This window comes from Dialister histaminiformans, from assembly GCF_900103425.1.
Taxonomy (GTDB): Bacteria; Bacillota; Negativicutes; order Veillonellales; family Dialisteraceae; genus Allisonella; species Allisonella histaminiformans.
Genome location: NZ_FMXA01000025.1, coordinates 1 through 20,063 on the forward strand (window position 1 = coordinate 1; position 20,063 = coordinate 20,063).

Annotated in this window: 23 protein-coding genes; 7 read left to right on the top strand and 16 right to left on the bottom strand. The window is 48.9% G+C overall.

Annotated features, from left to right (window positions below; translation table 11 throughout):
- Positions 1-373: IS3 family transposase (locus BLQ79_RS07340; RefSeq protein WP_143270118.1), on the top strand; the 373-nt coding region annotated here is incomplete at its 5' end.
- 165 nt (positions 374-538) lie between these two features.
- Here the strand turns inward: BLQ79_RS07340 and pgeF are convergent.
- Genes pgeF through pdxR form a run of 3 tightly spaced genes read right to left on the bottom strand, consistent with a single transcriptional unit; the run spans position 539 to position 3,299 of the window.
- Entirely contained in the window at positions 539-1,342 is an 804-nt protein-coding gene (pgeF, locus tag BLQ79_RS07345) for a peptidoglycan editing factor PgeF (RefSeq protein ID WP_091365374.1), read from the bottom strand.
- Positions 1,339-2,211 carry an RluA family pseudouridine synthase gene (locus BLQ79_RS07350; RefSeq protein ID WP_091365376.1) on the bottom strand — a complete coding sequence of 291 codons (873 nt, stop codon included), beginning with the start codon at positions 2,209-2,211 and terminating at the stop codon, positions 1,339-1,341. Before BLQ79_RS07350 ends, pgeF begins: the two co-directional genes overlap by 4 nt.
- Positions 2,208-3,299 (bottom strand): MocR-like pyridoxine biosynthesis transcription factor PdxR, encoded by a 1,092-nt coding sequence (pdxR, locus tag BLQ79_RS07355; RefSeq protein WP_091365377.1) that lies wholly within the window; start codon positions 3,297-3,299, stop codon positions 2,208-2,210. Before pdxR ends, BLQ79_RS07350 begins: the two co-directional genes overlap by 4 nt.
- A 218-nt stretch (positions 3,300-3,517) precedes the next feature.
- Here pdxR and BLQ79_RS07360 point away from each other — a divergent pair, with 218 nt between their 5' ends.
- Positions 3,518-4,036, top strand: coding sequence for an ECF transporter S component (locus BLQ79_RS07360; protein ID WP_091365379.1), 519 nt, complete (start codon positions 3,518-3,520; stop codon positions 4,034-4,036).
- Between the two features lie 131 nt (positions 4,037-4,167).
- On the opposite strand, the gene BLQ79_RS07365 is transcribed toward BLQ79_RS07360, so the two are convergent.
- The 3 genes from BLQ79_RS07365 to BLQ79_RS07375 all read right to left on the bottom strand — a co-directional run bounded on the left by BLQ79_RS07365 (position 4,168) and on the right by BLQ79_RS07375 (position 6,523).
- Positions 4,168-4,860, bottom strand: a complete 693-nt coding sequence (locus BLQ79_RS07365; RefSeq protein ID WP_091365381.1) for an HAD hydrolase-like protein — start codon at positions 4,858-4,860, stop codon at positions 4,168-4,170.
- Between the two features lie 98 nt (positions 4,861-4,958).
- On the bottom strand, positions 4,959-5,522 hold the full coding sequence (locus BLQ79_RS07370; RefSeq protein ID WP_091365383.1) for a flavin reductase family protein: 564 nt from the start codon (positions 5,520-5,522) through the stop codon (positions 4,959-4,961).
- A gap of 137 nt (positions 5,523-5,659) precedes the next feature.
- Positions 5,660-6,523, bottom strand: a complete 864-nt coding sequence (locus BLQ79_RS07375) for a helix-turn-helix transcriptional regulator (RefSeq protein WP_091365385.1) — start codon at positions 6,521-6,523, stop codon at positions 5,660-5,662.
- A 165-nt stretch (positions 6,524-6,688) separates the two neighbouring features.
- On the opposite strand from BLQ79_RS07375, the gene BLQ79_RS07380 reads away from it, so the two are divergent.
- Complete coding sequence (locus tag BLQ79_RS07380; RefSeq protein ID WP_200779858.1) at positions 6,689-7,117, top strand: Dps family protein; 429 nt, start codon at positions 6,689-6,691, stop codon at positions 7,115-7,117.
- Positions 7,118-7,351: 234 nt separating this feature from the next.
- On the opposite strand, the gene BLQ79_RS07385 is transcribed toward BLQ79_RS07380, so the two are convergent.
- Complete coding sequence (locus BLQ79_RS07385; protein WP_091365389.1) at positions 7,352-7,921, bottom strand: DNA-3-methyladenine glycosylase I; 570 nt, start codon at positions 7,919-7,921, stop codon at positions 7,352-7,354.
- A gap of 304 nt (positions 7,922-8,225) precedes the next feature.
- Here BLQ79_RS07385 and BLQ79_RS07395 point away from each other — a divergent pair, with 304 nt between their 5' ends.
- The 4 genes from BLQ79_RS07395 (at position 8,226) to BLQ79_RS07410 (ending at position 10,867) form a co-directional block, all read left to right on the top strand.
- Positions 8,226-8,495: a LysR family transcriptional regulator gene (locus tag BLQ79_RS07395; RefSeq protein WP_091365394.1), complete on the top strand. Its 270-nt coding sequence runs from the start codon at positions 8,226-8,228 to the stop codon at positions 8,493-8,495.
- A gap of 85 nt (positions 8,496-8,580) precedes the next feature.
- Entirely contained in the window at positions 8,581-8,955 is a 375-nt protein-coding gene (locus BLQ79_RS07400) for a S49 family peptidase (RefSeq protein ID WP_091365397.1), read from the top strand.
- Positions 8,934-9,182: a hypothetical protein gene (locus tag BLQ79_RS07405; RefSeq protein WP_091365399.1), complete on the top strand. Its 249-nt coding sequence runs from the start codon at positions 8,934-8,936 to the stop codon at positions 9,180-9,182. Before BLQ79_RS07400 ends, BLQ79_RS07405 begins: the two co-directional genes overlap by 22 nt.
- Positions 9,183-9,829: 647 nt before the next feature.
- Positions 9,830-10,867: a calcium/sodium antiporter gene (locus BLQ79_RS07410; RefSeq protein ID WP_200779859.1), complete on the top strand. Its 1,038-nt coding sequence runs from the start codon at positions 9,830-9,832 to the stop codon at positions 10,865-10,867.
- A gap of 332 nt (positions 10,868-11,199) precedes the next feature.
- Here BLQ79_RS07410 and BLQ79_RS07415 read toward each other — a convergent pair whose 3' ends face one another.
- From BLQ79_RS07415 to BLQ79_RS07455, 9 genes are all read right to left on the bottom strand, one after another.
- Positions 11,200-11,694 carry a hypothetical protein gene (locus tag BLQ79_RS07415; protein WP_091365401.1) on the bottom strand — a complete coding sequence of 165 codons (495 nt, stop codon included), beginning with the start codon at positions 11,692-11,694 and terminating at the stop codon, positions 11,200-11,202.
- Complete coding sequence (locus BLQ79_RS07420) at positions 11,675-12,892, bottom strand: hypothetical protein (protein WP_159427882.1); 1,218 nt, start codon at positions 12,890-12,892, stop codon at positions 11,675-11,677. Before BLQ79_RS07420 ends, BLQ79_RS07415 begins: the two co-directional genes overlap by 20 nt.
- Positions 12,786-13,163 (bottom strand): ShlB/FhaC/HecB family protein, encoded by a 378-nt coding sequence (locus tag BLQ79_RS07425; protein WP_091365404.1) that lies wholly within the window; start codon positions 13,161-13,163, stop codon positions 12,786-12,788. Before BLQ79_RS07425 ends, BLQ79_RS07420 begins: the two co-directional genes overlap by 107 nt.
- Before the next feature lie 21 nt (positions 13,164-13,184).
- Positions 13,185-13,841 carry a POTRA domain-containing protein gene (locus BLQ79_RS07430; protein WP_091365406.1) on the bottom strand — a complete coding sequence of 219 codons (657 nt, stop codon included), beginning with the start codon at positions 13,839-13,841 and terminating at the stop codon, positions 13,185-13,187.
- A 48-nt stretch (positions 13,842-13,889) separates the two neighbouring features.
- Positions 13,890-14,114 (bottom strand): hypothetical protein, encoded by a 225-nt coding sequence (locus tag BLQ79_RS07435; protein WP_091365408.1) that lies wholly within the window; start codon positions 14,112-14,114, stop codon positions 13,890-13,892.
- 256 nt (positions 14,115-14,370) lie between these two features.
- Complete coding sequence (locus BLQ79_RS07440) at positions 14,371-15,486, bottom strand: ABC transporter permease (RefSeq protein ID WP_091365409.1); 1,116 nt, start codon at positions 15,484-15,486, stop codon at positions 14,371-14,373.
- Entirely contained in the window at positions 15,486-16,628 is a 1,143-nt protein-coding gene (locus BLQ79_RS07445) for an ABC transporter permease (RefSeq protein WP_091365411.1), read from the bottom strand. The genes BLQ79_RS07440 and BLQ79_RS07445 overlap by 1 nt, the downstream gene beginning before the upstream one ends.
- Positions 16,621-18,378, bottom strand: a complete 1,758-nt coding sequence (locus BLQ79_RS07450) for an ATP-binding cassette domain-containing protein (protein WP_091365414.1) — start codon at positions 18,376-18,378, stop codon at positions 16,621-16,623. Before BLQ79_RS07450 ends, BLQ79_RS07445 begins: the two co-directional genes overlap by 8 nt.
- Before the next feature lie 22 nt (positions 18,379-18,400).
- On the bottom strand, positions 18,401-19,390 hold the full coding sequence (locus BLQ79_RS07455; RefSeq protein ID WP_091365416.1) for an efflux RND transporter periplasmic adaptor subunit: 990 nt from the start codon (positions 19,388-19,390) through the stop codon (positions 18,401-18,403).
- Between the last annotated feature and the right edge of the window lie 673 nt (positions 19,391-20,063).

A 20,063-nucleotide genomic window follows, 5' to 3' on the forward strand; every position in this document is an offset into this window, starting at 1 on the left:
GAATCTGGAACAGATCAAGCGTATGCTTAATAAGGCGTTCGAACGATACCCGCACCTGGAAGGTCTGATTTTCCATTCTGATCAAGGGTGGCAATACCAGCATGATTACTACCAGAACGCGCTGAAAGAACACGGAATCACTCAATCTATGTCACGTAAAGGAAATTGCTATGACAATAGCATTATGGAAAGCTTTTTTGGAAGGATGAAGAATGAGATGTATTATGACTGCGAAGATGACTTTGCTTCCTTTGATGAATTTTCACAGGCCGTAAAGAAATATATTGACTATTATAATAACGAACGGATTCAGGCAAAAACGAAATGGATGTCTCCCGTAGAATATAGGAAAGCATCCCTGCGTTCAGCTTAATATTTAGATTTATGTGTCCAGGATAATGGGTACATATCATTGACGGCAAGACATTGTCATCATTTCAGAAGGGAGCTTCGTATGGGAGGCTATTTTTTGTAAGCTTTGGGATTCTTGCGGATCTATGCCCCTTTGTCTCGCACCGACCAGGAGAGAAGCTCATCTCTATCTCACTATCACCGCTGCATGTCGTCCGCATTTTCCGTGACTTCGGCGATAGGAAAAGAAGAGGTCACTGGCCATTGTATTTATGCCTGACATTTCAATATGCTCTTCTGTAATGCCTGACCGCATGGCCAGCCAGGCATTGGCAAGTGGCAGGTTGAACAGATATTTCCCATGAGAAGACGAAGAGGAAAGCTGCCCCAGCTGATTATCGGAAAAGAACGGTGCAAAAGCCTGCACGACCTCCTCGCCCACTTCAAAGGATTCCAGACAGATACAGGGGCCTATCCCCAGCCGGATATCTTCCGGACGGCATCCATACCCTGCCTTCATTTTCTCTGTCATTTTTCCCACAATGTTCCCGGCGCTGCCCCGCCATCCACCATGGGCCAGCCCAATGACGCCCCGTACCGGATCGCTGAAAAGAAGGGGCGTACAGTCAGCAAACAGCAAGGTAAGCGGAATCCCTGGCACATTGGTGATAAGTCCATCGGTATCCGGTATGGCTCCCTTTGCGGAAAGTCCTCCCCGGCCGGCCATGGATTCATCGACTATGGCAATATGGGTACCATGTACCTGCACTGCGCCCACTGCCCTTTCCGCCCGGGCGCCCAGGGCCTGCATGACCCGGATGCGGTTTTCCTTCACATGTGCCTCATCATCTCCCAGGAAAAAACTCATGTTGAGACTTTCATATATTCCCTGGCTGACCCCGCCGCAGCACGTAGTCACCACACCTCGTACGTCCGGTCCAAAGATTGAAAATTCATACCAGGAAACTCCATTTTTTTCAGTCCGTATCATGTCTTATCTCCTTTCCAGAACAGCATGTCCGCAGGAATGGGCGCATGAAATTCCATTTCCTCCCCCGTTTCCGGATGGATAAACCGTATCATCTCTGCATGCAGAGCCTGCCGGTCAATCCGCGAATCCGCTGTTCCATATAAATCATCGCCCAGAAGGGGGTGATGGATATATGCCATATGTACTCTTATCTGATGAGTCCTTCCCGTGTGGAGATGGAGCCTCAGAAGGGCGAAGTCCTCCATCTGCTGCAATACCCGGTAATCCGTCCGCGCCGGTTTGCCCTCCGGCCGTACAGTCCATTCGATTATACTGCCGTCTTTCCTTCCAATCGGAGCCTCCACCGTACCTTCCTTCATAGGAAACACCCCCGATGCCAGCGCCACATATTCCCGGTAAATCCGGTCATGACTTTTGGACAGATCGTGCTGCACTTTGGAAGATTTTGCCACCAGTACCAGTCCTGTAGTATTTCGGTCCAGCCGGTAGATGGGATGCACTCCTGCCGCCTCGCCCTTTGCCTCCAGATAGCCAGCCACTGCATTGACCAGCGTATCGTAGTGTTCCTTCGATGTAGGGTGGATAATCATATGCGGCCCCTTGTTTACCAGAAGAAGCCATTCATCTTCATATATTACGGAAATCGGGATATGGGCCGGCACAATGTCGTTTTCCTCTTCCCAGCTCGCCGTCACTTTATCCCCGGCATGCAGTCTGGTTTTGGCGTGATGGCACGGTTCTCCGTTGATGCATACGGTGCCCTGCCACTTGACCTTCTTCCAGAGGCGGGCTGAAACGCCCCGTCCACGGATAAAATCGGACAGCCGCTGCCCGTCATGGTCTTCCGGCACTATAAAGGTAAAATTCATTTTTTTCCTTCCATCTGTTTTCTCAATTTTCTCCTTACTTTATTTATACGCCGTTCAAAATCGCCGCTCCGTATAAATTCTGCCAGTACCAGCTGTTCATATACCGGCACCGCGCAGGAGTAGAAGCTGATACGCTGGCGATAGAGCCCCATGAGCTGATGCGGGATAATCATATAGGCAATACGGATGGATGGCGCGATGGTCCTGGCAAAACTGTTGATGTAAATGACATGGCCTTCCGGTGCCATATTGAATATAGTGTCTTCTACCTTGGTGGACAGCGTAAATTCTGAGTCATAGTCATCTTCTACGATAATGCCATTTCTCTTCACCGCCCAGCGGATATATTCCGCCCGTTTGGAAGCCGATGCGGTAATTCCGCTTGGGAAGCTGTGAAATGGTGTAACATGCAGGATGGTAGCCCGGGTTCGTTCCAGTTCTCTGGTCAGAATTCCGTTTTCTCCCATAATCAAGCTATCGCAGGATGCACCATTGGCTTCATAGACCTTCCGTATCTTGTCATAAGACGGATCTTCCAGCGCATACCGGAGGTCGCGTCCCAGCATCTGTACAATGAGTGAATACAGATATTCTGCCCCGGCCCCAATAACAATCTGCTCTGGCTCCGCCTCGATACCTCTGACCTGTCGCAAATATACGGTAATCGCTTCCTGAAGCTCCGCCACTCCGCGGGCCGGCGAGCGGGACAGAATTTGTGTGCCATACCTGGTTATTACCCTGCGCATAGTGCCTGCATATTTGGCAAATGGGAAATCCAGCGCCTCCTTATCCACCTCCATACGGACAGGCTGATGAACCGGCCGTATTTCCATATGCACCGTATCCTCTTCATGGTAGCTGACAAAATACCCACTCCGCTCCCTGGCTTCAATATACCCTTCTTCATCCAGAAGGGAATAGGCATGTTCCACCGTAATGACACTGACTCCGGTATCATCGGCCATAATCCGTTTGGATGGCAGTTTGTCTCCCAGTTTGTACACCCCGTCAATAATATCATCCCGAATTAATGCATAAAGCTGCATATATGCAGGCCGGCTCGACTGGTCATTGAGTTTATATTTCATCTGGTCATATCATCCTTTCTCATTCTGGTTATTTATATAAGTTCAGTTACTTCTTATAATAATATACAGATTGAAATTTACGCAACTACGGACGATGGATTCCATACATCCCCCGGTCTTTCCCTGGAAATGCCGCCTTCATGTGTGCCAATACCCGCACATAGGGTCTGAAAGGTCAACAGCATATCCGCAGTACCTGCATTAAGGAGAGTGTCATTATGAATAACCACAATAATATTTCTGTTCATACCCGCAAGCTATGTCTTGCCGCCGTACTTATGTCCTGCAACATTATCCTCTCTTCGATTGGAGTTCCTGTACCAGGAGGGCATCTGTATTTCAATGATACGGTTATCGTAGCATCCGCCATCCTGCTGGATCCGTTCTATGCTTTCCTGGTAGGCGGCGTTGGCGCATTCCTTGGTGACTTTTTCTTTTATCCGGCGCCGATGTTTGTCTCTCTGGTAACTCATGGCCTGCAGGCACTGGTCATCTCCTGGTGTGCACACCACCTGATGAAGGACCACAAGGCGGCCGCTGCCATGGTCGGCGCCATTCTGGGCGGCATCATCATGGTCATTGGCTATTCACTGGGCCGCGCATATGTATACGCCACTCCGGAATACGCCATCATCAAGCTTCCGTTTGAAATCCTTCAGGCCTCCCTGGGCATAGTTTTCGGACCACTTCTGGTCTTCAAGGCTCACCTCAACCGTTTGTTTGAGAAAATTGCATAACCTGAGCCTGCAAAACCAGGGAAAAGACCGCTGCATTCGCAGTCTTTTCCCATTTATCTTCCACCGTACGATTTGAAGATGCAAAAAGGGTTGTGAAAAAATAATTTCTTATTTTTTCACAACCCTTTTTATTATGTGAGGGAAGACAGGTAGCTGTACAGTTCATCCACAGAGTTCACTATGTTTTCTGCTCCGTATTCTTCCAGTGCATTCCGGCTGCCATAACCATAGGTTACACCTACGCCGTGAATTCCCTGCATTTCTGCCCCTTCCATATCATAGGCGGTATCACCAATCATGTAGGTGTCTTCAATCCGGATAAGTTCTCCATACTTCATTTCCAGATGAGACAGGGTCTCTTCAATTACTACGGCTTTATTGGATTTCCCCGGAACACCATGTCCTGGCCTCTCCGCATCCGGTGTCGCCCCCCGCACCACATCAAACAGGCTGTCCAGCCCGAAATGTTTTACCAGGCGGTGCAGCTGATAATCCGTCTTACTGGATGCTACGGCAATGGACATACCAAAACGGTCTACACAATCCCTGATCACATCTTCAATCCCAGGATACAGCCGGCACTCGAAAATGCCCTCGCTTTCATACCGGGCACGGAAAGCGGTAATCGCCTTTTCAATATCTTCATCAGACATCCCGTATGTCTTTTTGAATTCCACGCGAAGCGGCGGTCCGATAAAATGCGTCAAATCACTCAGATCCGGCACCTTGATACCTACCGTATCCAATGCATATTGCACTGATCGGGTAATACCTTCCCCGGATTCAGCAATCGTTCCATCCCAGTCAAATATGACAGTGGCCAATCTATTCGTTCACTCCTTATAATCAACCTTTTCCTAAGAGAAAAAGACACATATGGATTTATTATATCACGGATACACCAGTCGCTGTCCCATATTCTTTATTTTTTATAGACCAGACCATCGTGGAAAGCCTGTCCTGCCTTGCCGGATACATGCAGATAGGTATGGCTTACCGGATCAAAGGCTATGGGTGCCAGTTTTTCCACATCAATGCGGCCTCTGCCGTCGAGAATGCGTTCATCGGCCGTAATGTTCTCAATGTTTCCGAACACTCTTTCCTTGTTTTCATCCAGCTCAGCCAGACTGCATTCAAAAGTAAGCGGGAATTCTTCAAAATATGGCGCATCCACCTTTTCAGCGCGGCATACATGGAGCCCTGCAACCTCCACCTTGTCTGGTACATCGTGGCCGGACACAATGCCTACATAATCTGCCTGCGGAATGTGAGCCGCATCGGTAATGCTTACCGTAAAGGCCTGACGGCTTCGAATATTGTCCGCTGTCTTATGGCTCAGATCCAGAGCAATAAAAATCTGCTTATAATCACTCATAGCCCCCCACGCGGCCACCATAGCGTTAGCTGTACCGTCTTCATTATATGTACCAATGACCAGCACCGGTTCCGGATACAACCAAGCTCTCGGTTCAAAACTCTTTCTCATACCCATTCCTCCATTTCCAATATACTATCTGTACCATACAATGTATGATGCTATCTATAGTGTATAAGGAAATCAGAAAACGGGCAAGGATGGGCAGAGATGGGCCGGCGGCTCAAAGGCTGCAGGCCCATTTTTCTTCATTTCTTTCTGCAGCCACTCGGGGTCATGTGGTACCTTTCCGTGAAGAGTTTGGTGAAGTAGCTCTGGCTGGTAAATCCGCAGGAGAGGGAGACGTCGGATATCGGGCGCTCGGTTTCTTTCAGCAGGCGAAGGCTCATTTCCAGACGGTAGGTGTTCAGGAAATCCACGGGAGTCCTGTTTACGTATTTCTTGAACAGCTGGCAGCACTTGGACCGGGACATGAGTCCGGCTTCGGCTATGTCAGCCAGGGTTATCTTTTCCGGATAGTTTTTCCGGATATAGGCGATCATGCGACGCTGCGCCTCCACATCCGGCCCCATGTGCGTGCCCATAATCACATCAGACTGATGGATAAGGGGATACAACCTGGCGAGAAGGATATGCACCAGACCGGTACATTCCAGTGGGAATCCCGCCGGCCGTGTTTCCAGCAGCTTGTGCATGCGGAGCAGCAGATCTTTCAGGTTTTCCGAATTCTTCTCCGCACGCAGCAGCAGGAATTCTGATTCTCTGTCTTCCAGAAAGGGAAGAAGCAGTGGATGCAGAGATTCACTGGCAGAAAACAGGGATGGATGGATGAACAGGCGGAGAAAAAGGCTGTCCTTTTCATCATGAGCTTTGCTGTAGTGCATGGCGGATGAGGTAATAAGGAGGAAATCACCGGAAGAAAGGGTCAGTTTCCTGTCATCCAGATAAAAATCCATGCTGCCTGTCAGCACATAAATCCCCTCCAGCTCATCATGCCAGTGTGCCATTTCATGCATATGGCTCTGGGTTTTCGGAGAATCGAGGACCATACGGAGCTCGGAAAACGACACAGCAGCCGAATTCCCTGTGGTCGATGGGTTCATATTTTTCATAATTCACCTCTGTACGATTTTTTATAATTATATTTGTACTATTCTTATAATTTTGCGGTAAATCCTTATATCTATTATATTCAATGCACACTATAATTATAACAGAAACAAACAATAGATGCTCCGGAATCACCGGAGTGAGATAAAAGAAAGGATGAGATAATTATGGAAAACAGACTGAATACTTTACTGGCGGATATGGTAGTTGTATCCCACAAGCTGCAGAGCTATCACTGGTACCTCAAGGGAGCACACTTCTTTGATGACCATGCTCAGCTGGAACGTTACTATGATGAAATGAATGAGAATGCGGATGCAGTGGCTGAACTGATGCTTCAGCTTCACATGAGCCCGGCATCCACCATGAAGGGGTTCCTCAGCCTGAGCGGAATTGAAGAAGCCGCAGGCGGAGAAGTATCTTCTGCCGAAGCCTATAGCCATGTACTGGCTGACTTTGAATACCTTCTTGATGAAGTATACGCAGTGAAGGCAGCCGCAGACGAAGAAAACCAGATTCTGGTATCTAACCAGATGGATGATTATATCGCCAGCCTGTCCAAGCACAACTGGATGCTCCGCCAGGTATTAAAGTAAAGATAAACAGAGATTAGAGTTCACGAAAAAAGTAAAAGGGAGTCATGACAACGTTTGGTTATGACTCCCTTTTTTCTTTTGCCTGGAAATCAGACGGAAAAAGCAGATTGGAGATATGAGGGAGAATACATTTATGAGCTTCGCTCATGGTCCGCAGAATCCACCTGCAGATTGGCTTTGCCAATCTGCCCCTCCAGCCTCATTGCTCAAACCTGTCTTTTCTCCTCAATTCTCTTATCTATCTTTTCTGCATAAGCATCCTTCCAGATGGTCGTTCACTATGCCTACCGCCTGGAGAAAGGAATAGATGATAACAGGGCCTGCAAAGGAGGCTCCCCGTTTCTTCAGTTCCCGGCTGAGCTGCCGTGACAAATCGGACTCTGCCGGTACCTCCTCCATGGTCTTCCAGTGCCCCACGATGGGCTTTCCTTCTGTAAAATGCCAGAGCCAGGCATCGAAGCTGCCCCACTCCCGAGCCAGCTCCTGCACCACCCTGGCATTTTTTCTGACCGAATAGATTTTGAGCCGGTTCCGGATAATTCCAGGATTCTCCCGCAGTGCTTCCAGTTCTTCATCCGTCATTTCTACCACCTTATGTATCTGAAAGCGGTGGAATGCCTGTCTGTACCCTTCCCTTCGCTGCAAGATAGATTGCCAGGACAGTCCGGCCTGCGCTCCTTCCAGTGTCAGCATTTCAAAAAGGTACTGATCATCATGACATGGTTTTCCCCATTCTCTGTCGTGATATACCTGCATGAGGGCCGATGTGCCAGCCCATGGGCACCTGTTCTTTCCGTAGTTCATAATAACCTCCTGTAAGAAACATTCCTTTATTTTATGCACAGAGAAACCATTTTGACAAACTTTCCGGATGCGCTGCAGCTCAAAACCACAGGCCTTAACCCATCAAATGGTTCATGCGGTCCGGCTTCAGACAGGAATACGTTCCTCCCATTAATCGTACCTGCCTTTTCCACAAAGTATTTATAAGAAAAAATAAACTTATATGATTTCATTATATGGAAATGGCTCATCCTTTGCGGTATAATGGATATCGTGCCTATTTTAAAGAGTATAAGAATTTTAGATGAAAAAGGGAGGTCATCGCATGCTTCGTCGCATCAAGTATTTCCAGGCAGTAGTTCGTTGCCATAGCTTCACAGAAGCTGCTGCCGAATGTTTCGTTTCCCAGTCCGCTATTTCCCAGCAGGTTCGTTCTCTGGAAAAGGAACTTGGCGTTTCTCTGCTCAGCCGTGAAAACCGCCACTTCAGCCTCACCCCGGCAGGTGAATATTTCTATACCCAGAGCCTTTCTCTGACTCAGGGACTGGAAAACATCTGCAAGGAAACCAGCAAAATGGGTCTTTCCCACGCATAATTTCTGCGTAGTGAAAGCAACCTTAATCGCATAAATTCTGAAAGACTTCGTCTGTACCTTCTGGTAGCGGCGGAGTTTTTTTCTTTTGAATCGGGTAAAGAAAGAACGCAAGATTCCCGTGGTAGTGACCATGGCGGATGTATGCTGCAGCGGCGGATACATGATTGCCTGCGTAGCAGATACCCTATTTGCTACCCGTGGAACCATGACCGGCTCCATCGGATGCATCATGCAGATCCCTAATTTTGAAGGCCTGTCCAAAAAGCTGGGTGTCACCTACGTAACCATCAAAGCCGGAAAAATGAAGGATATTGGAAATCCGTCCCGGGAAATGACCGAAGAAGAAAAAGAATACCTCAACGGGTTTGCCAGAGAAACACACGACATTTTCAGAAATCTCGTACTTCCCACCGCCCGGACATTAAAAATCAGGACGAAATGTTTGATGGTCGTCCGGTAGGTGCTGTTCAGGCACGGGAAAATGGATTGATTGACGAGTTCGGCGGATATTATGATGCCTATGACCATCTGCTTCATCTCATGGGTGAAGATAACGATAAGCACGTAGAATTCTGGCAGATAGAACATAAGAAAGGCTTTCTCCTCCGTCTTCTGGGAGGACAGACCCTGCTGTCCGGAAAAGATATATTATCCCTGTTGACCGATTCTGCTATCCGGATAAGATAAGCCTTCGGCTCATGGTCGGTGCGAGCCCACAGCTCGCAGGTCGGTACATCCTGAACGGATGTAGGTCGGTGCCTTAACTTCATCATGGCAGGTCGGTGTGCCTCCTGCAGAGGCACAGGGGGTGGATTCTGCGAATAGCTTCTTTTATAAAAAAGTGAGGAGCAACATATCCCATGGATTCACATACAGTATTCTACTTTCCACCGACAAACCACTGTAGCCGTCTGCAGACAATCAGATGATTCAGACTGAAAGAACTCAGAACATTTGCATGCTTTCCCTTATCCCAACATAGTGGATTCTACTTTCCCCCACCAGCCAAAGGCTGGCGGTCCGCCCTTTCTCTCCAGAACGGGAAACGTTTTGCATTCTTAGCTTTTATAGGAAATATTCCGCTTTCCCCTGCAATTCCCATGGGATTGCACAGCCCTGAGCTGAAGGCTTACCGACCTGACCTTGTCATTCTTGCAGCCTGTGGCTATAAAAAAATGATTTTCCTCTTTTTTCATAGCCACTTTTTGGGTTTGACAAAGATATTTTTCTTCGATAGAATAAAGCGGTTGAGGGAGTAGCACACCTGGTAATCAGGCGTCATGTCAACATACTGATCCTGCGATCTGGCATGACTGAAAGAGCGAGACTCATGTATGAATACCATACACGGGCTCGGATTGCCGCTAATCCCATTCCGGTATGCACAGGCATGCCGTTTTTTTATTGGAGGAAATGAAATGCACCACATCTTATCCGCTGCTGTTCTGCTCGTTGCCGGTATATTTCTGGTTGCTAAGGGAGGAGACCGGTTTGTAGATTCCGCCAGCTGGATTGCCAGAGCTGCAGGAATCCCTGCTTTCATTATTGGCGCTACCATTGTCAGCATCGCCACCACGTTGCCGGAAATAACCGTTTCCGTTATGGCTGCTATGCAAGGATCCACTGAACTGGCTGCGGGCAATGCGGTAGGTACGGTAATTTCCAACACGGGGCTCATTCTGGGCATTGCCTTTTTCTTTATGAACGTCACTATCCGCCGCAGCGACTATCTGGTGCAGAGCCTCCTCCTTATCTTTTCTGCTGCCGTCATTTGGTGGGGCTGTCAGAATGGATTCCTGTCCACTCCGGCCACCCTCCTGCTGATGCTTTTCTTTTTCATCTTCGTATACCGCAACCTTTCTGCCGGCAGGCAGCACAGGCAGCACACCCGCGAAACCAGAGAACACATGGATACCTCAAGGCGAAACATCATCAGAAATATGTTGGGCTTCTTCTTTGGTGCAGCCGCTATCCTGATAGGCTCCCGCCTTATGGTATTTGGAGGCACATCCCTGGCTCAGCTGCTGGGTATCCCTGAACGAATCATCGGCATCACCGTGGTAGCCGTAGGCACATCCATTCCTGAACTGGTAACCACCCTGGCCGCTATCCGAAAAAATGAACATGATCTTTCAGCAGGTAATATCATCGGCGCCAACATTCTGGACCTGACCCTGATTCTCCCTCTTTGCTCTCTGGCCTCCGGAAACCCCCTCCCGGCGGCACCTTCCGCCGTCACCTTTGACCTTCCCGCCTGCCTGCTGATCACCCTCATCGGTATACTGCCTCTTCTCATCCGTGAAAAAGCAGGAAGAATACAGGGACTTCTCCTGCTCGCTTCCTATGCCGCCTATCTGGTGGTGATACTGTAAAAAATGGAAGGTACGAAAGTTGAGGAAAAAGGCTTTCCTTTTCTCCCTGCACTCTCCACTGGACCGGCCCCTAAAGCCAGGGAACATCGAATCCTAAGCTTCAGTTCATCCATTTCCCTTCTCATAGTTTCCAAATCCTTCTCTTTATATACGAAAAAAACAGACCTCATCTGAAGGTCTGTTTTTTGTTTTTGTCAGACAGGAAACCGTTCTGATTCCCAGTCTGACATCAGTCCAGGAAAGTGTCACACCGACTTATAACTGCACAAGCTCAGCTTCCCACTATCTGTTGATTCTCCTCATGGTTCAATTCTCACTCCATCCTGGTCTTCTCAGTTCAAGTGAATATATACCCCCTTGAGGTCTATCAGGTCGAGTCCCAGCTGGGTAAATCCTATATGGATAGCTGCTTCGGTCAATGCCACATTCTTTGTGGCATCTCCCTTGCGCACCAGTTCTCTGGCCTTCTCATCCACCGGATTTACAGACAGAGATACTCCGTTGTAAACCAGCTGGAATTCCCCGCTTCCATCCCGGGTGGAAAGAATCGTTGTATACGTTCTTTCCTCACCAGGCGTCTGTGTCGGTTCCGGGAGTCGCATGCCAGTAGGGGACAGAATGACCCGATTCTCCGACGCAGTCAGTTCAGCGCCATACGTTCCGTACTGATTTACTTCATGATTATCCCTTGGACGATATCCGCCATGTTCCCACACATCCGGCTTAACCAGCGGATTGAACGTAAGGGTCACCGCTCCGGAAGTCCGGAATACGTAGTCATTTTCATAGGCAGGAACGCCCTTTCCATTATGGAGGGTATCTCCCATTCATAGTCATATCTACGCCAAACAGCTGGTCCTTACGGGAAATGACCGGTCCCAGGCCATACTGGAATACCCCCTGGTCACCATTGACCAGCTGGGATTCCGGATTCCTGACAACCTGCCACGCAATATGGTCAAAATCGCTGCCGCTGCCAGTTACTTCTGCATAGATAGTCTTCGGCGTAAGTATTTCCTTGCCGGTGACTCCGGCAGATACTTCATAATTGGATGTATCCGTAAAGTGTGCAGTCAGGTCATAGGATCCCACATGGTTGGTCCGCTGCCCGCCCGCTGTAGTAACCAGAGCATCCGATGTAGTGTAAAGCCCCATTTCTGCCAGAATATCCGCTGCCGTATCGCCATTGACCACCGCGGTATCCGCATGGCGGATGCTGGCTGCCCCGACAATATCCGAAGCCACTTCTGCTGCTTGCCCATATTCCCGAGTATTTCCAGCGGTATCAATAATCAGTTTTGCCTTATTAACCTGAATGGTCCCTGTCGTTGACAAGTCATAGTTGGCATCTGCAGAAATGACATGTCCTTCCGCATCCGTGATGGTAATGTCATTAAAGTCCACGGAATCAGCATATGTCCCATGATTGGCTGTATTTCTACTGCCCCGGTCCCGGGTATATGCACTGCCATCCTTAATGGATGTGTTATAAGTAATCTGGCTGCCATCGGCCAGTCCCTGTACCTGGCCATCCCAGGTCTTGATGGTTCCATCGGTATCACCATAGGTAAGACTTCCGATTCCGGAAATGGATGCGCTTCTCTTTACGAGTTCCAGCGTACCGTCAGCCTTATCCAGAGCATATCCGTTTTTCGCCACAGCCTGCTTCAGGTCGACGTTTATCGCATATACTGCATTATGACCATCGTTATTTCCTCTCGTGGTAGCCAGAAGGCGACGGATATTATCCACCAGATTGGTATAAGCGGAAAAGCCATTTTTCATGGTCGTGGTATCATTCTGGTTCAGTGCCCTTCCTGCTGCATCCCGAGCCAGTTCCTGAAGCTGCTGCATAGTCAGCTGAATCACATTGTTGCCATTCTTATAGCCCAGATAATTAACCCCACTCTTTGTTCCTCTAGCCAGAGGATAGGAGGTACCGTTTACCGAAATAGCCGCCCCGTATCCTGGAGTAATCTCCGGCCAGCCATCGGGAATATATATTGTCAGAGGTAAAGGCTGCATTGGAGATATGCCCCAGTTTCCATTCCAGCGTCCAGTCGGTCATGCCTTCTGTGTCCTGATCATCGCCCCGGAGTGACAGCACCATGGCATTTCCATTCTTATCCCCATAGGTAGCATCAAAGGCCCGGTATTCATCCTTAATACGGCTGTGCTCCAGTCGTAATCCTGTATACAGGTTGTGGAGACGGCTCCGGCGAAGCGCATATCCCAGGCCAATGGATGCGGTGCGGGAAGTGCCTACGCCATCGTATATTTCCCATTCATCGCCCATGTCATAGCTGAACACATTATATCAGGCCAGCAGGTTTAATCCATCTCTGAATAACGGAGTCCTGTAATTTACGCCCCATTTGAACATATGTCTGCCCGACGTGGAAATCCCTGTCATGAAATGGTCGCCATACAGATTGGGGTTGGTGAAATCATAGTTGATTCCATATTCGTTATATCCCATAGCCCGGCTCCCGTAGTTATCTGCCGTCACCAGGCCGTGCTTAGTCTCATAGGGCTCTACGGTAAGCCTTACATGCACCGTCCCCGGATCTTTTCCCGGGGAAAGCGCCACCCTGGCATCGGCATCTGCCATATCGGAAACAAGCCATACGGCTCGTTCCAGCCGTTCCCGAGTCACATATTCCCCTTCCCGGATGGCCTGGGCCTGATGCTGAACCGCCGTATCCTTAATCTTTGTGTGGTTGATGATTTCCGGCGTATCAAACCGCCCCACTTCCACCTGGTAAATCACCGTACCATTGGTAACATCCTGCTGCGGAATTACCGCCCTTGCCACAATATATCCATGGCTTCGGAAAAAGGATGTAATCCGGTCTGCTCCCTTCTGCAAATCAGAAAAGGACATGTCCTTTCCCTGATAGTCTGACAACAGCGCTCTAAGGTTTTCCTCCGGATAGATATCCTGTCCAATAATGTGGAAACCACTGACTTTAATTTTTTCTGAAGCAGCAAAAGCCTGATTTTTCTCTTCTGTCTCCTGCGGCTAACTCTTCATTTTTTCGCCGGCAGCCACCTGTTTCTGCATCCATTGTCTGTCCTGCCACTGATTTTTTCTCATTATCACATTCGCCTGATTGCCACCATCGGCAAGAACAGCCGCATCTCCTGCTGAAATAGCCGGAGGCGCCGCATAGGCAGACATTCCCGGTAATACTCCCACCCCCATCATCGCCAGTATGATGAGATTTCGTGTGTACCCCTTCTTCATTGTTGCGCTCTCTTTCCTCTGATAATTGCTGTTTAGCCAGTTTTTATGCACCTTTTCAATTCTGGTGATTTTCACTCTATTATACCCGTAACTTTTCTTCCTTTTAAATTATTTTTATATGTATATTCTTATCTCCCCCGATATACTGCCTGAAGACATCCTTCTCTACAAAAAAGACTTTCTCTTTATCAGAGAAAGTCTTATGAAACATACCATTGAAGAACTGTCGTTTAATGAACGTGTGGGCCGTGCCCTTTCATCCCAGTTTATTTCTGAACATCCAGGCGGCAAACGGCATAGTTACCAGGGTAATCACCACCATAGGCAGTAAATCCGGGGATACCGCTGCCAGGGACGCCCCTTCGATATAAACGCGCCGTACCGCATCGATAGCAAATCGCATAGGGTTGATATAGGTGAAGTACTGAAGCGCCTGCGGCATATTCCGCACCGGTGTAGCCAGTCCGGAGAGCAGGATAATCGGTACCAGCACCACAAAGTTATATACCATGACCTGCTGCATATTTTTGGAATTGGCAGAAATAGCCAGCCCCAGGCCTACGCAGGACAGAAGAAAGGTAAACATGACTATAAAAAGAGTAATCAGATTCCCTATAACCTTTACATGAAACCAGAATACGGCAAGCAGCAGTACAATCAGTGCCTGCAGCAGGCCGATGACCAGAGGCGGTACCGCTTTTCCTGCCAGAATTTCCGAAGAAGTAAGCGGCGTCACCATGAGCTGGTCAAACGTCCCCTGCTCTCTTTCTCTGGCTACAGAAAGTCCGGAGAGAAGCATAACCTGAATCAGACTGATCATAGGCAGAAGGGACGGCAGGAAATTCCACCGGGTAATCTGGTTCGGATTATACCAGGTGATGGAATCCACGGTAAGAAGATGTTTTCCCAGATGCAGATCCTGGTTGTATGAAGCGGCGATAGTTGCCACATAATTATAGACCAGACTGGAAATGACCGTATTCCGTCCATCGGTAATGACCTGGACCGGTGCCGTCTGTCCCTGCACCAGCTTATCCGCAAAATCAGCAGGGATCACGATAACGCCGGAGACTTCGCCATTTTCTATGAACTGCGCCATCTGTCCCGTATTTCCCAGAGTGGCCACCCGGCGGAAAATACCGCTTCCATCCAGATGAGCTGCCAGCTCTTCCGAATAATGACTGTGGCTCATATCCAGCAGCGCATAATCCACCCGATCCAGATTAAATGACGCCACATAGCCGAAAAGCAGGGTTTGTATAATAGCCGGCACGACGAGGATGACCCGGCTCTTCGGGTCGTTTACCGTGGCCAGGAATTCCTTACGTATGATAAACAGAATCCGGCGGAGATAAAAAAGAATGTTGTCCATTATTCAAGCCTCTTTTTCGTAACCACAACGGATAATCCGAAGAAAAACAGACCGTAAACGATGAGAATCGTACAGTTTTTAACAATCATTCCCCAGTTATTGCCCACCAGGAACAACGTCTTAAGGAGTTCCATATAATAGGTGGCCGGCATAATGTGCCCTACGGCATTGATAAACTCCGGGGTACTCTTCAGATCAAAAATAAATCCACTGAGCATAACCGTCGGCAGAAGAGATACCAGAAGGGCGATCTGACAGGCAATGAACTGGTCTTTCAGCAACGATGAAATGGTAAGGCCCAGCCCCAGCGTTGTAAGAAGATAAATCATGGATGCCAGGATGATTATGAGAACAGACCCCCGGATAGGCACATAAAACAGATAGCGCGCCGCTATCATACACAGGGCAAACCCGCCCATGGACACAAAGAAATAAGGTATCCATTTAGAAAGGACAATTTCCAGCGGCTTTACCGGAGTGACAAACAGCGACTCCAGCGTCCCCCGTTCCCACTCTCTGGCCATGACCATGGTGGTAAGGAATACGCCTACCATGGTCATAATCAGCACAATCAGTCCCGGCACAAAGAACCAGGTACTGGTATTGGCATCATTGTACCACTGGCGGGCCGACACGCTGATCATCCCCAGCCTTGTACCGTAACTGGTCATATACTCCCGCATATGCGCCTGCTGCCATGCCGCCAGTCCGGCTTCCATATACCCCTGGGCCGTCTTAGCCGTAGTCGGATCCACACCCCAGAGAATAATCTGTACATGGCCGCCTCCCTTGCGGAGAGACTCGGTAAAATCCGGAGGTACTACTACCAGGGCATCCACTTTCCGGTCATCCACTTTCCGGTCATCCATAAGGGATACCCCTTCATGGTACGTAGTCACATATCGGGGATTAAAATAAGAAGAACCGTCCATAAAGGAAAACATATCCTGCACAGTCGGCGATGGATCCTGCATAACGACGGCTACCGGTACATCCTTTACATCCAGGGACATACCATAGCCTACCAGAAGAATCATCATAATCGGAATGACTACCCCGATAATGAAACTGCTCTGATCCCGCACAATCTGCTTATATTCCTTTTTAATCAATGCGGTGAGTCTTCGCAGGAAATCATCCATTTTCCTCTGCCTCCTTCTTCCGGTTGTCCTCGACAATGGCAATGAACGCTTCATTCATGGTGAGGTTGTCCCCGCCGCGCTTACGCACTTCGTCCGGTGTTCCCAAAGCAATGGTCTTTCCCTGATCCTGAATCATCATGCGGTCACAGTATTCCGCTTCATCCATGAAATGTGTCGTAATAATGATGGTCGTGCCTTTTGCGGCCAGTGCAGTAATCTGCCTCCAAAAGGTGCGCCTTGCCAGTGGATCAATACCGCTGGTCGGTTCATCGAGGAACAGTATCTTCGGTTCGTGCAGAAGTCCGGCCGCCATGGCCAGTCGCTGCTTATATCCGCCCGGCAGCTGTCCGGCAATATCTTCTTCCCTGCCTTCCAGATTAAACATGCGGAGTACTACGCGCATACGTTCAAAGATTTTCTTCTTCGACATACCGTAGGCACCGCCAAAAAACCGGAGATTTTCTTTCACCGTAAGTGTTCCGTATAGCGAAAATTTCTGAGCCACATAACCGATGTTGGCCCGGGCCTGCGCTCTGGCGGTGCGGAGATTGACTCCCGCTACGGATAGTTCCCCGCCGGAAGCCGGCAAAAGCCCGCAGAGCATTTTGAAGGTAGTAGACTTTCCGGCGCCATTCGGCCCAAGGAGTCCGAATATTTCTCCCTTATGCACATCAAAAGACGTATGGTCCACCGCCACGAAATCCCCGAATGTGCGAAGGAGATTGTGGACATGAATATCCACATGGCTGGAAATATGTCGTTTGGCCGTATAATCCAGTTCAAACCCTTCCATGAGGCGTTCTCGTTTCTGTGCTTCCCGGAGAATCATCATAAAGCTGTCTTCCAGGCGGCAGGGAATAGCCACGGCCTTACAGGAGGGGTACAGGGAAAGCGCCTGAATATCCGCCAGCGTTTCTCCTCTTTTTATAACAAAACGAACCCCTCCTCTTTCCGGAACAGCATCTTCAATATGCTCTTCTTCATCCAGCAGGGCCGACTGCACTACCCTGGCCGGAATGCCTTGGGGTACAGGCATCCAGTAGGAAAGCCCCTGTGACCGGTTCCGTATCTCTTCCGGTGTCCCATGGGCCAGAATACGCCCTTTGTTCAGGATATATACATCATCACAAAGTTCCGCTTCCTCCATATAGGCGGTGGAAACAAGAACAGAAATATGTTCTTCCTTTACCAGACTTTTGATGATTTCCCAGAGTTCCCGGCGTGACATGGGGTCTACCCCTACCGTCGGTTCATCGAGAAGCAGAAGATCCGGGCTGCGCACCAGCGTGCAGGCCAGTCCCAGCTTCTGTTTCATCCCACCTGACAGTTTACCTGCCAGACGCCCGGTAAACGGAGCCAGTCCGGTCATAATGAACAGTTTATTAAACCGTTCCGTTCTCTTTTCCTCAGGAATACCATGCAGATCCGCATAGAGATTCATATTTTCCATGCAAGTCAGATCTTCATACAAACCGAATTTCTGTGGCATGTAGCCCAGACGGTCCTGCACTTCTTCCGCCTTTTTCGTAATGTCTTCTCCCAGGACGTTAAGCTGTCCTTCACTGGGAAACATGAGCCCACAGAGCATGCGGATAAAGGTGGTTTTCCCGGCACTGTCTGGCCCAATAAGCGCGGTAATCTTCCCCTGCTCCACCGTAAGAGACACATCCTGCAGAGCCGTTTCCGGATGGCCGGACGCCGTATGGTGGAACACTTTAGAGACATGCATCGCTTCCACTATATGTGTCATCGTTTTCCGACCTTTCTATCCTTTAAAACTTAACCGTGGCCGGCATCCCCATGCGAAGCTTATTGCCCGGATCCTGAACATAAATGCGGACTTCATATACCAGAGCTGTGCGCAGCTCTTCCGTCTGTACCGTCTTAGGTGTAAATTCAGCGGTATTGGAAATATATCCCACCTGTCCTTCTATCGGATGGTTTGGATCGCTGTCCGTATATACCTTTGCCTTCATACCTTCATGAATATCCCCCAGGCGGTCTTCTGCCACATAAGCTCTGACCCACTTAGGACTGGTAATGCCGATCATATAGACAGGAACACTTGGCGATGCCATATCGCCTGGTTCCAGCAGGCGGGAACGGATAACGCCGTCTTCCGGTGCCACCAGCGTAGCCTGGCTCAGATTATATTCATAAGTCTTCAGCTGCGCCTTCAATTCTGCCAGCTGGGCTTCCGCTGCCGACACATCTTCCTTACGAGCCCCGTTGACTGCCTTGTCCAGCACAGCCTGGGCATTGTTTAAATTAGCATCTGCACTCTTCCACTGCGCTTCCGCATTATCTGCCGTCTGCTTGCTTATAGCCCCAGTGCTTCTTAATTTGAGCATACGGTTATAGTACACCCGCGCATTGGCTTCGGTAGCGCTAAGCGCATTGACCTGTGCCTCAGCTGCAGCAATATCTTCGCTGCGGCTTCCATTGTGCAGCTTCTCTACCTGTGCTTCCTGTGCGGAAATAGCCGCTTTCTGCCGTTCAATGGCCAGTTCCAGAGGACGGGTATTCAGCTTGGCCAGCACTTCCCCTTTTTTCACCGTATCCCCTTCATTTTTCGTCATCTCATCAATACGTTCACTGCTGTTGAATGCCAGAGATACCTGCCGAATATCCACGTTTCCATACAGAACCAATGGTTTTTTCACGTTGGCATAATGCTCATACACACCCCATCCGATTCCGCAGACAAGGCAGAGAATCGCTGCCCCACTCAGTATCTTCTTATGCTCTGAAAACCATGTCATAGAAACCTCCCCTGGAAACGACGGCACCGGAAAACCCACCTGCAGAAAAAGCAATCTCTTCGATTGCCTTCCTGTCTCCAGTCATAGCACAAAACCATCTGCCGGAGTCCGTTCTTTCCTGTTAGTCATTAAAAAACATTCAAGTCTATGAATATCACTTATATTAATTGTAATGTGTGTATCTGGTAAAAGCAAGGTGAGGGGGGATGAGCCTGCGGCTCAAGATCGGCGCCTTAATATCAAAAGAAAAGACGGTGAGAAAGTCCGAGACTTTCTCAAGGGAATGATATGGAAAAAAAGACGATGAGCCGCCTGTTTACTTCATTCCTTCACTCTAACATACAGCATTCTACTTTCCACCAGCCGCCAGCAAAGACCGGGCTGTCAATAGTATGGAAATCAAAGATTTCATAATTCTATGGACTTACAGCCAATGACGACAAGCCCTTGTCGTCATTCCACCCTTTCTCTCCAGAGAGGGAAATATGTGATATCCTTCTACTTTCCTTTATTCAAACAAAGTGGAATCAACTATCCACCGACTTCGTCGGTCCCCCTTTCTTTCAAGAAAGGAGCATCGTTTCTCATGCTTTCCTTTAATCAGCTTTCGCATGCTTGCCCTTTGCAAGAAGAGAACATTCTGCTTCATTCCTGTAATCTGCAAGGATTGCAC

Excerpts from the sequence above, each read along its gene's own strand:
- BLQ79_RS07405 (WP_091365399.1), top strand. The coding sequence starts at position 8,934 with ATGTTTGATGGTCGTCCGGTAGGTGCTGTTCAGGCACGGGAAAATGGA.
- BLQ79_RS07375 (WP_091365385.1), bottom strand. The coding sequence starts at position 6,523 with ATGAAAAATATGAACCCATCGACCACAGGGAATTCGGCTGCTGTGTCG.
- BLQ79_RS07410 (WP_200779859.1), top strand. The coding sequence starts at position 9,830 with ATGAATACCATACACGGGCTCGGATTGCCGCTAATCCCATTCCGGTAT.
- pgeF (WP_091365374.1), bottom strand. The coding sequence starts at position 1,342 with ATGATACGGACTGAAAAAAATGGAGTTTCCTGGTATGAATTTTCAATC.
- BLQ79_RS07370 (WP_091365383.1), bottom strand. The coding sequence starts at position 5,522 with ATGAGAAAGAGTTTTGAACCGAGAGCTTGGTTGTATCCGGAACCGGTG.
- pdxR (WP_091365377.1), bottom strand. The coding sequence starts at position 3,299 with ATGAAATATAAACTCAATGACCAGTCGAGCCGGCCTGCATATATGCAG.
- BLQ79_RS07415 (WP_091365401.1), bottom strand. The coding sequence starts at position 11,694 with ATGGGAGATACCCTCCATAATGGAAAGGGCGTTCCTGCCTATGAAAAT.
- BLQ79_RS07435 (WP_091365408.1), bottom strand. The coding sequence starts at position 14,114 with ATGAAGAAGGGGTACACACGAAATCTCATCATACTGGCGATGATGGGG.
- BLQ79_RS07440 (WP_091365409.1), bottom strand. The coding sequence starts at position 15,486 with ATGGACAACATTCTTTTTTATCTCCGCCGGATTCTGTTTATCATACGT.
- BLQ79_RS07420 (WP_159427882.1), bottom strand. The coding sequence starts at position 12,892 with ATGCAGCCTTTACCTCTGACAATATATATTCCCGATGGCTGGCCGGAG.
- BLQ79_RS07360 (WP_091365379.1), top strand. The coding sequence starts at position 3,518 with ATGAATAACCACAATAATATTTCTGTTCATACCCGCAAGCTATGTCTT.
- BLQ79_RS07350 (WP_091365376.1), bottom strand. The coding sequence starts at position 2,211 with ATGAATTTTACCTTTATAGTGCCGGAAGACCATGACGGGCAGCGGCTG.
- BLQ79_RS07450 (WP_091365414.1), bottom strand. The coding sequence starts at position 18,378 with ATGACACATATAGTGGAAGCGATGCATGTCTCTAAAGTGTTCCACCAT.
- BLQ79_RS07425 (WP_091365404.1), bottom strand. The coding sequence starts at position 13,163 with ATGGGCGATGAATGGGAAATATACGATGGCGTAGGCACTTCCCGCACC.
- BLQ79_RS07395 (WP_091365394.1), top strand. The coding sequence starts at position 8,226 with ATGCTTCGTCGCATCAAGTATTTCCAGGCAGTAGTTCGTTGCCATAGC.
- BLQ79_RS07380 (WP_200779858.1), top strand. The coding sequence starts at position 6,689 with ATGGAAAACAGACTGAATACTTTACTGGCGGATATGGTAGTTGTATCC.
- BLQ79_RS07445 (WP_091365411.1), bottom strand. The coding sequence starts at position 16,628 with ATGGATGATTTCCTGCGAAGACTCACCGCATTGATTAAAAAGGAATAT.
- BLQ79_RS07455 (WP_091365416.1), bottom strand. The coding sequence starts at position 19,390 with ATGACATGGTTTTCAGAGCATAAGAAGATACTGAGTGGGGCAGCGATT.
- BLQ79_RS07385 (WP_091365389.1), bottom strand. The coding sequence starts at position 7,921 with ATGAACTACGGAAAGAACAGGTGCCCATGGGCTGGCACATCGGCCCTC.